The organism is Kribbella sp. CWNU-51 (genome assembly GCF_054073265.1).
In genome coordinates, this window is sequence record NZ_JBSXMZ010000001.1 from 1 (window position 1) to 9,323 (window position 9,323).

The following is a 9,323-nucleotide window of genomic DNA, read 5'->3' on the forward strand; positions in this document are numbered from 1 at the left end:
TCGGCGCGGCGATGGCCGCGCACGAGAAGTTCACCGCATAGGCCAACTACAACCCACCGGCTCTTGTCGACGAGATCGCCGAACACCTTCTGGCCCTGGGCAGGTGTCAGCTGGCTGCGTAGGCCCTCGGGTACAGGCGAACTGATCGTCGGGGGACAACCGGTGTCGGGGCCCGGTAAGTAGCCCCTGACCTGCGGACACGCTGGTCACCAATTGATACAGATGTTGCCCCCGGCAACGGCAGGAGGATCCAGAACGAGTCGCGCCACCTGTGGACGCACGGTTTAGGAAACCACGGTTCTGTCCGTGGCCTGGCTATCAGTGGGGCGGGAGAGCGCTCGACGGGGTTTGCTTCATCCAGGCCGGTAACTTCAGACCGGCGGTCGGGGCTTCAGGAAGGTTCCGTGGCGCTATACCGCCAGGCCGGAGGGTCGCTCCGGCCAGGTTAAGTTCGCCACCGGAGAAGTCCGCGAGGGCGAAGTCGACGTCGCCGCCGGAGAAGCGCGCGATCTGGAAGGTGACGCTGCCGCCGGAGAAGACCGCGCCGAGGAAGCGGACGAAGCCGCCGGAGAAGTCGGCGTTGGCGAAGTCGACGAAGGCGACGCCGGAGAAGTGCGCGCCGCCGAACATGACGACGCTGCCGGAGAAGACGGCGCCGGCGAAGTTGACCCAGGCGCCGGAGAATACCGCGTTGGTGAAGTCGACGGTGCCGCCGGAGAATACCGCGTTGATGAAGTCGACGGTGCCGCCGGGGAAGACCGCGTTGATGAAGTCGACGTTGCCGCCGGAGAAGACGGCGCCACGGAAGTCGCCACCGTCGAAGAAGGCTCCGGTGAAGTCGAGATCATGCCCTCGCCACGCGGGCTCAGCCGAGGCTTGGAGGTGTGCAGTGATGAGCCCGATGACGGTGAGGCGGACCTCCTCTTCGCCGGAATCGCTGGCCGCCGGGTCGTAAGGCAGCCGCAGGTATCCGCACAGCACATCGATGCACGGCTGGCGCTGCTCGGCCCAGTCGTCAGCGAGGCGCGCCATCGCGGAGATGCCGGCGAGCCGGACGGCAGCTTTGTCGTGGCCGATGAGGTCGGCCGCGTCCTGGTAGCGGCTGCTAAACAGCCGGCGGTCGTCACGGTGGCTGCCGGCCTCCTCGACGCGCGCGCGGCGGTAACCGACGACGAGAGCAAAGGCAGCTCCCATGCCGGCTGCCAGTCCGGGGGCGATCTTCGCCAGGTCCGCGAGCAGCTTCTGCTGATCAGGGGTCGGCCCTCTGGGATGGGGCGCAACGCCGAGCAGCCAGGCGAGGAGGAGGTACAGGCCTACCGCGCCGCTCACCGCCAGAACCACCGCCACGGCCGCCTGCAGGACCAGAGGTCCCATCGACGGCGTACGGGCCAGGTCGCGGTCGCTGCGCCTACGACGAATCAGGCGCAGGGCTCGTTCACTCGAGATCACCACAGTCCCCCTCCAGCAGCGCCAGCTGCGGTGATGCGGCGCCGCCAGTCTCCACCGTGCCCCGGCTGTGGCCGGCCGTCTACCGATCACGGCGGCAGACGCCGGGCGTGACCACGCAGATCCCGGTGATAACCACCTGTATCACCGGGACCCGGCCGGTGGCGGCACCAAGGATCCACGCTCAGCTGCCGTGACACGCCAGGCGATCCGGATCGCGATTCCTGTTCGCCGCGCTGGAGATCGCCACCGGCCAGGTCACCGCGGCGTGCAAGCCCCGGCATCGTCATCAAGAGTTCCTGGTGTTCCTCAAGTAGGTCGCCCGCGCCCACCCCGGCCGCGAGCTGCACCCGGTGATGGAGAACTACGCCGCCCACAAGCACCCCAACATCAAGGCCTGGCTGGCGGCAACCCCCGCGTCCGTGCACTTCACACCCACTCACGCGTCCTGGTTGAACCTGGTCGAGGTGCGGTTCTCCATCATCGAACGCCAAGCCATCCACCGCGGCATCTTCCGATCCGTCGGCGATCTCAACACCAAGATCCGACGCTTCATCACCAGCTGGAACGACCGATCACACCCGTTCGTCTGGACCAAGACCGCCAACCAAGTCCTCAAGAAAGCCAACCGTCAGAAGACCTCAGACGCGGGGCACTAGTCACCTCACCCTTGTGGATCATTGCGACAGGGAGAAGAGTGCTGGTCGGGGCGCGCGGTTCCCGTGGTCCTTGCCTGCCCGGGAGGGGCCATGAGCAAACGTTCGATCCTTCGAGGCCTGGTCATTGCGGGTGCGGCCCTGTTGATGTGCGGCTGGCCGATGGCTTCGTCTGCGTCGGCGGCCGGCGCAACCGTGATCAAGGGAGACGAGTGCGGCCTAGACGCCGGAGACATACCAGGTTTACCTGCATTCGTTCTGGACCACCAGACACTCGTACTCCTGCCTTCGGGCGACGGGGCGGTAGTGATCTCCTGTAGCGGCGAGTTGCCCCAAGGCCTTTCACTTAGCAGGACCTTTCAGGGCAACGTCACTTGCTTCGGCGATTCCGCCGTCGTCACCGGTCATATCGTTGCCACGACGAGTGGACACGTCTCATATCAATGCCGCTTCAAGTTCGGCGGCTAACTATCCGTAGACACACCCTTGGAGTTCGCCGGCCTTGGCTCGGCTTTTGGTGGTACTCGCCTGGCGGTCGTAGTCGACGCCCTGTTCCTCGCCCATGCTGCCCCTTCGTGTCATCGGAGTTCGACCTTAGTCACGAGCCGGGTTGGTGCGGGCGCGCTGATCGCTGGTGTCCCCGCGGCAAGGGCTCACCTTGTCGGACTACGCCTCTATTGACCGCTCACTCTGTCGGTGTGGCTGCCGCAGTACCAACTGCTGGGGCGTTGGATCCAGCCGTGGCCGGTGAGCCATTGCACTGCGAGCTCGGGTAGCTGGGACGACTGATCATCGGAACCGGCGGCCAGGTCTCCGCCGAGCATCACCGTGTTGCCGCACAAGCCGCACATCACGATCTCGACCTGATGTGGTTGGCAGCGCTCGCAGTGCCAGCATTCGACGAGCCGGCCCGGCTGGTCGGGATCGTGGAGCAGCCACACGGTCTCCAGACCTTCGCGGTGCAGCTGGAGCTCGCGCGCATCGGCGGGCCGGTTCCCACACGTTGGGCAGGCCGGTGACTTCGGTGCCGTCGGCATCGGCAACGGCCGAGAAGGGCGATCGTCGACGGCGGAGCCGATCGCAGCAGAACTTGGGGCGATCGGCAACGCCGCGGCGGATCCTCCGGAGAGCTCGGGGACGTACTTGTAGATCGTGGACCGGCTGACGCCGAGCAGCTTGGCGATCGAGGTCACCGAGTGCTCCGGCTGGGCCAGCAACGTGCGCGCCGAGCGAACCTGCTCGGGTGTCATCGCAGGCGGTCGACCAAGCTTGACGCCGCAGGCCCTGGCCGCGGCCAGTCCCTCGTGGGTGCCTTCGACAATGAGCTCGCGGATGAACTCGGCGAGCGCGGCGAAGATGTGGAACACCAGCCGGCCGCCGGGGGTGGTGGTGTCGATCGCCTCGTGCAGCGACCGGAACCCGATACCGCGCCGCCGCAGGTCGCTGACCAACGTGACGAGGTCCTGTAGCGATCGGGCCAGCCGGTCGAGGCTCGGTACGACGAGGGTGTCGCCGGCGCGCAGGTACGCCAGGCACGCGATCAGGTCCGGGCGGTCGGCGTCGCGGCCGGACTGATTGTCCGCGAACACCTTGACGCAGCCGACCTCGTTCAGGGCGTGCAACTGCCGGTCGAGCAGCTGGCCGTTCGTCGACACCCTGGCGTATCCGATCCGGGCGCCCGTGAGCACCGCGGGCTCGGCCGCGAGCAGCTCAGGCAGGTCGCCGGGGGACGGTCGTGGAGATCGTCATGACTCGCGACTGTACGAGAATGGGAGGGCTCCGAGTTCTTAGACACTCCGACTCCGCGACACGTTTTTCCGACACCCACTGATCGGTGTGTCGCCGGCCAGCATGACCACCGAGGGAGTGTCGAGATAACGATCGATTCTCAACACCTCCTCTTGCGACCGGGCAGGGTTAGGGCTTCCGTCGAAGTGATAGCACGCCGCACGTAGCTGTCCAGACGGCGCCGATGGAGACGGCGGCTCCAGATTGGCCGGCCACGGACACGGTGACAATCGCGGCTAGGCAGGCGAGTGTGCCGATCAGCAGCAGCTTCTGATGGCTGCTGTGGCTGGGTTCAGACATGTTCACTCCGACCCCGCGCGTCCCCCCGGAACAGCGCGGAATCGAAGCATCAGAAGCTGTCAGCCGGGAGGACCCCACTCTCGAGCTTCCCAAGGTGCATAGCTCGTTGCCGGAAGCATATGCATTTACTCAGCACGCCCCGGGGGAGACGCACATCCAGCTGACGGCTCGGATCATAGTCACCACAACAGGTGGGTTGGAGGGGGCGCGCCGGGACACCGGCCCCGCGACCTGCAGGAGGACGACCACCTGGCGCCACACGTTCAGCGGGGCCGATCGAGTTGCACGATGCGCTGGACGTGGACGAGACGGTCGAGTCGGTGGCGCTGTTCGCGTTACAGGCACTCAAGTGCAGCCATGCCGGCGTCGCCCTCGCCGCGCGGGGCGGGCGGGCCGAGGTCGCGGCGGTGACCGATCCGGTGGTGGAGTCGCTGTATCAGCTGCAGATCGACACCCTGCAACGGTCCGATGCTGGCTGCCCTGGCCGGCGGCACGACGATCCACGTCCCCGACGTGACCGCGGAACACCGTTGGCCGGCCTGGCAGGCCGAGGCTGTGGGGGCCGGGATGCGCAGTGTGCTGCACGTTCCGATGACAGTCGGCGGCCAGACGATCGGGGTGCTGTCGCTGTACAACCGGGAGCCGCTTGCGTTCAGCGCCGATGATGAGGCGATCGCCTACATCCTGGCCCGGCATGCGTCGGTCGCGGTCGCGTCGGCGCGACACGACGAGACGATGGCCCAGGCGATCGATGCCCGCAAGCTGGTTGGGCAGGCAATGGGGATCGTGCTGGAGCGCTTCGATCTCGAGGGCGACCGCGCGTTCGAGGTTCTGCGGCGCTGCTCCCAAGACACCAACACCAAGCTTCGCGATGTCGCGCGGCGGCTGGTCGATACCCGCAAGCTGCCCGGCTGGCTCTGCCGGCAGCCTTGCTTGGATATCACTACATAGGTAGAGTTATGGCATGGCTCGTTCTCGTGCGCTTTCTCCGCAGGCGATCAAGGTTCTGCAGGCGCTTGCCGACGAGCCGACGCGGTGGCGGTATGGCTACGACCTCGGCACCCAGCTGAAACTGAAGTCGGGCTCGCTGTATCCGATCCTGGTGCGGCTGGCCGACCGTGAGCTACTCGAGGCGATGTGGGAGTACGGGCCGGAGGGCAAGCCGCCCCGGCACATGTACCGGCTGACCGCAGCCGGGCTGCGCGAGGCGGCCAGACTGGCAGAGGACACGGTCCGGCGGCCCTCGCCGCTGCAGCGCCCGCAAGTGAGGGAGGCGTAATGAGTGCACTCGTCGTAGGTGTGCTCGTCGCCGCGCTCCTCGTCTGGGTGGTCCGCCCAGCACGCCGAGCGGGCATCGAGCCGGCCGCCGCCTCCACGGTCCACGACACACCGTCCAGGCTGCTCGCCTGGGCCGTCGGCGCTCTACCCGCCGACCGCGCGCAGTGGGGAGAGGCGATGCTCGGCGAGCTCCGGCAGCTGGAGGGCCGGACGCAGCGCTGGCGCTTCGCGCTCGGCTGTGCCGCTGCGACGCTGGTCCTTCCATCGCGACGCGCGGACGCCGCCGGTGTGGCCGCCCGACTGGTCGCTGCAACAGCTGTGGCATGTGCAGGGCTGGTCGTCTACGGACTCGTGCGCTACCCGGCGGTCCTCACCCAACACGGAACCCGGCCCGCTCTCGCGACCTTCACGGCCGTGCTGGCCGGGTACACCCTGATCTCAGTCGTCCTCCTGCGCCACGGATCGGTAGGTCTGTCCGGCCTGGCCGGAGGCCTCGCCCTGGCCGCCGTGTGGGCCATCGCCGGGATCACCGCCGTGTCGCACTCCTCGCAACCGGCCTACTCGCTCCTCCTACTCGCCATTCCGCTGGCAGCACTCGCCGTGGGAGCCGTGGCAGGCAGACGCCGCCGCACCGCAGCCGTGCGCCAGCAGGTTGTGCTGCTGTCCGCCGTCGTCGCCGGGCTCGTCCTCTTCGTCGTGCTGGCCGGCGACACCCTCCTCACCGCCGGCGGTCCCTACGACGCCGGACAGCTCCGCGACTTCCCCACCAGCGGACTTCCCGACTTGGCGACGTACGCCGTCAGTGACAACCTCGGCAGCGCGATGATGCTGCTCCTGCTCGTACCAGTCGTGAGCGCCACCATCGGCTGCGCCGCAGCCGGCACAGCAGCCAGACTCCGTCGCGACACAGCCCACCGATAGATAGGCCTCCAGTACCGGCCCCGCCTGGGTGGGACTGCGCAATTCGGCGATGGCGATAGCAGGACGCGGCGCAGCGCTGGCTGCCTGACCTGGTGGTACTTGACGTGTCGCTGCCTGGGCCGATGAGCGGCCTTGAGCGTCATCGGGCTGCGACCGTAGCCGCACAGGTCGCGAGGGTTGACCGCCCGAACGGCAACGCCACTTACCGTGGTCACCGATGTACACCGTGTGCCGCGGGCTGAACGGCGAACCGACGCAGCCCCGCCGCACCAAGGGCGGCCCGCTCGTAGGGGTGTCGGTAAGAGAGCTGTCACCAGCCGCCACATTCGCGGGTCTGCCCGGTAGGGGGCGTTGACCTCCGATCGCGGGAGCATGCCGATCGTGGATCGGTCGATTGAGCTGGATGAGTTGGTCGAGCAGTGGACGCTGCTGGATGACGAGCAGGGTCTGGTGTTCGGAAAGGGCGACGCTGGGAAGCTCGGTTTCGTCTTGCTGTTGAAGTTCTATGTCCGGCATGGCCGGTTCCCGCGCGGACGCGGGGAGCTTCCGGACGACGCGGTGCGGTTCGTTGCGGACCAGGTGAAGGTGCCGGCCTCCGAGATCGGTCTGTATGAGTGGACTGGTCGTACGATCGAGCGGCATCGTGCGCAGATCCGTCGGCATCTGGGCTTTCGGGAGTGCTCGGTCGAGGATGCGGACAAGCTGGCTGGATGGCTGGCTGCGGGTTTGCGAGGCGGAGCGGCAGCATGATCGGGTGCGCGAGCAGGTTCTCGCGCGTTGCCGGGGCGAGCGGATCGAGCCACCGACTGCGGGTCGTGTCGATCGGATCGTTCGGTCGGCATTGCGGCAGGCCGAGGCGACGCTGTCGTGCCGGATCGCGGCCAGATTGCCGTCCGTGACATCGGCCCGGTTAGAAGCTCTGGTGTCAGGGCTTGGCGACGCGGCGGATGACGCCGATTCGGTATTGGCGTTGGTGAAGTCGGATCCGGGCAATGTGAGGCTGGAGTCGATGCTGATCGAGATCAGGAAGCTCCGTGCGGTCCGCGCGATCGGACTGCCACCGGGTCTGTTCAGCGATGTGGCGCCGAAGGTACTGGCCGGGTGGCGTTCCAGGGCGGCAGTGGAGTCCCCGTCGCATCTGCGTGATCACCCGGTCGAGCTGCGGTTGACGCTGCTGGCGGCTCTGTTGCATGCGCGGGAGCGGGAGATCACCGACACCCTGGTCGACCTGCTGATCTCCACCGTGCATCGGATCAACGCCGGGCGGACAAGCGCGTCACCCAGGAACTGGTGAACGCCTTCAAGAAGGTGACGGGCAAGGAGAACATCTTGTTCGCGATCGCCGAGGCCGCGCTGGATGCGCCGGACGACCCGGTGCGGGCTGTGGTGTTCCCGGCGGTGACCGGGGGTGAGCAGACGCTGCGGGAGCTGGTGCACGAGTACAAGACGAAGGGCCCGGTGTATCGCCGCACGGTGCAGACCACGCTGAAGGCTTCCTACACCAACCACTACCGGCGGGCTTGATCGAACTGCTCGATGTGCTGGAGTTCCGGTCGTCGAACGCGACGCACCGGCCGGTGCTGGACGCGCTGGAGCTGGTGGCCCGGCACAAGGACGGACGGGTCACGTTCTACCCGGCCGGCGAGCACGTCCCCGACCACAAGGGCGTGCTGGGTGACTGGGCGGACCTGGTCCGCCGCATCGACGGCAAGGGCCGCACCAAGGTGGTGCGCGCGACGTATGAGGTGTGCACGTTCCAGGCGCTGCGGGAACGGCTGCGTTGCAAGGAGATCTGGGTGGTCGGCGCGGACCGGTGGCGCAACCCCGACGAGGACCTGCCCCGCGACTTCGAGTCCCGCCGAATGGAGGACTACAGCGCGCTGCGTAAACCGCTGGACCCGACCGTGTTCATCGACCAGTTGCAGGCCGAGCTGCGCACCGAGCTCGGCGCGCTGAACGACCGGGTCGACGAGCTCGGCTGGGTGGAGTTTGGTGACCGCGGCAAGCAGGGCGCGATCAAGCTGACCCCGCTGGACGCTGCGCCGGAGCCGAAGAACCTGCGCGCGTTGAAGAGCGAGATCCGGACCCGGTGGGGCACGGTGCCGCTGATCGACATGCTGAAGGAGGCCGTGCTGCGCACCGGTTGCCTGGACCAGGTGACCGGTACGGCGGGGCGGCGTGATCTGTCGCGGGAGGTGCTGGCCGAGCGGCTGCTGCTCGCGGTGTATGCCTACGGCACCAACACCGGGATCCGGGCGATCTCCGGTGGAGAGCACGGCCACTCCGAAGATGACCTGCGCTATGTGCGGCGCTGGTACCTATCGGTCGACGTGGCGAGGGCGATGGCCACTCAGATCGCCGACGCGACCTTCGCGGTACGGCGCCAGCGGGTCTGGGGCCGGCTCCAGCGCTGTCGCCAGCGATTCGACGCATTTCGGGGCGTTCGACCAGAACATCTTCACCGAGTGGCACTCCCGTTACGGCGGCCGCGGGGTGCTGATCTATTGGCACGTCGAGACGAAGTCGATGGCGATCCACTCCCAGGTGATCAACTGCTCAGCCTCCGAGGTCGCGGCGATGATCGAGGGCGCGATGCGGCACGGCACCTCGATGGAGGTCGACGGCAACTATGTCGATTCCCACGGCCAATCCGAAGTTGGCTTCGGCCTGACCCGGCTGCTCGGGTTCGACCTGCTGCCCTGACAGCGCCCGCGCGACCGAAAGCGGCGACCGAAGGCAGCGACCCGGGCAGCGGCCCGTCACGCGACGCCGGGTGAGCGGGGACAGCATCGATCGAGCAGGCACTTCGCCTCGCCTCGTCACGGCGAAGCCACCGGCGCAAGATCCGAGATTCGGCCGCCGCGCCATGCCGTCAAGACCTCAACCCGGTGAAGGCGGTTGCCTGCAGCAAATGGCTGATGGTTTCACGTTGAT

The 9,323-nt window shown here is 67.4% G+C and carries 9 protein-coding genes and 1 pseudogene; 8 read left to right on the forward strand and 2 right to left on the reverse strand.

Translation table 11 applies throughout. The annotated features are described in order from the left end of the window. Positions 1-318 precede the first annotated feature (318 nt). On the reverse strand, positions 319-1,452 hold the full coding sequence (locus ACXC9Q_RS00005) for a pentapeptide repeat-containing protein (RefSeq protein WP_457054369.1): 1,134 nt from the start codon (positions 1,450-1,452) through the stop codon (positions 319-321). A gap of 347 nt (positions 1,453-1,799) precedes the next feature. Here ACXC9Q_RS00005 and ACXC9Q_RS00010 point away from each other — a divergent pair, with 347 nt between their 5' ends. Beyond that, positions 1,800-2,105 (forward strand): transposase, encoded by a 306-nt coding sequence (locus ACXC9Q_RS00010; RefSeq protein WP_457054370.1) that lies wholly within the window; start codon positions 1,800-1,802, stop codon positions 2,103-2,105. 671 nt (positions 2,106-2,776) lie between these two features. On the opposite strand, the gene ACXC9Q_RS00015 is transcribed toward ACXC9Q_RS00010, so the two are convergent. Continuing rightward, positions 2,777-3,790 (reverse strand): recombinase family protein, encoded by a 1,014-nt coding sequence (locus tag ACXC9Q_RS00015; protein WP_457054371.1) that lies wholly within the window; start codon positions 3,788-3,790, stop codon positions 2,777-2,779. 868 nt (positions 3,791-4,658) lie between these two features. On the opposite strand from ACXC9Q_RS00015, the gene ACXC9Q_RS00020 reads away from it, so the two are divergent. From ACXC9Q_RS00020 to ACXC9Q_RS00050, 7 genes and pseudogenes are all read left to right on the forward strand, one after another. Next, a complete protein-coding gene (locus ACXC9Q_RS00020; RefSeq protein WP_457054372.1) occupies positions 4,659-5,141 on the forward strand; it encodes a GAF and ANTAR domain-containing protein in 483 nt (160 codons plus the stop codon). Positions 5,142-5,154: 13 nt separating this feature from the next. Continuing rightward, positions 5,155-5,469: a PadR family transcriptional regulator gene (locus tag ACXC9Q_RS00025; RefSeq protein WP_457054373.1), complete on the forward strand. Its 315-nt coding sequence runs from the start codon at positions 5,155-5,157 to the stop codon at positions 5,467-5,469. After that, positions 5,469-6,389 (forward strand): hypothetical protein, encoded by a 921-nt coding sequence (locus ACXC9Q_RS00030; RefSeq protein WP_457054374.1) that lies wholly within the window; start codon positions 5,469-5,471, stop codon positions 6,387-6,389. Before ACXC9Q_RS00025 ends, ACXC9Q_RS00030 begins: the two co-directional genes overlap by 1 nt. A 381-nt stretch (positions 6,390-6,770) precedes the next feature. Then, complete coding sequence (locus ACXC9Q_RS00035) at positions 6,771-7,139, forward strand: DUF4158 domain-containing protein (RefSeq protein ID WP_457054375.1); 369 nt, start codon at positions 6,771-6,773, stop codon at positions 7,137-7,139. A 4-nt stretch (positions 7,140-7,143) separates the two neighbouring features. After that, positions 7,144-7,683 (forward strand): hypothetical protein, encoded by a 540-nt coding sequence (locus ACXC9Q_RS00040; protein ID WP_457054376.1) that lies wholly within the window; start codon positions 7,144-7,146, stop codon positions 7,681-7,683. Then, positions 7,680-7,913 carry a hypothetical protein gene (locus ACXC9Q_RS00045; RefSeq protein WP_457054377.1) on the forward strand — a complete coding sequence of 78 codons (234 nt, stop codon included), beginning with the start codon at positions 7,680-7,682 and terminating at the stop codon, positions 7,911-7,913. The genes ACXC9Q_RS00040 and ACXC9Q_RS00045 overlap by 4 nt, the downstream gene beginning before the upstream one ends. 590 nt (positions 7,914-8,503) lie before the next feature. After that, positions 8,504-9,092: pseudogene (locus tag ACXC9Q_RS00050) on the forward strand (Tn3 family transposase). Positions 9,093-9,323 lie beyond the last annotated feature (231 nt).

Bases quoted from the DNA above. Each gene is read 5' to 3' on its own strand.
- ACXC9Q_RS00030 (WP_457054374.1), top strand. From the start codon at position 5,469: ATGAGTGCACTCGTCGTAGGTGTGCTCGTCGCCGCGCTCCTCGTCTGG.
- ACXC9Q_RS00025 (WP_457054373.1), top strand. From the start codon at position 5,155: ATGGCTCGTTCTCGTGCGCTTTCTCCGCAGGCGATCAAGGTTCTGCAG.
- ACXC9Q_RS00020 (WP_457054372.1), top strand. From the start codon at position 4,659: ATGCTGGCTGCCCTGGCCGGCGGCACGACGATCCACGTCCCCGACGTG.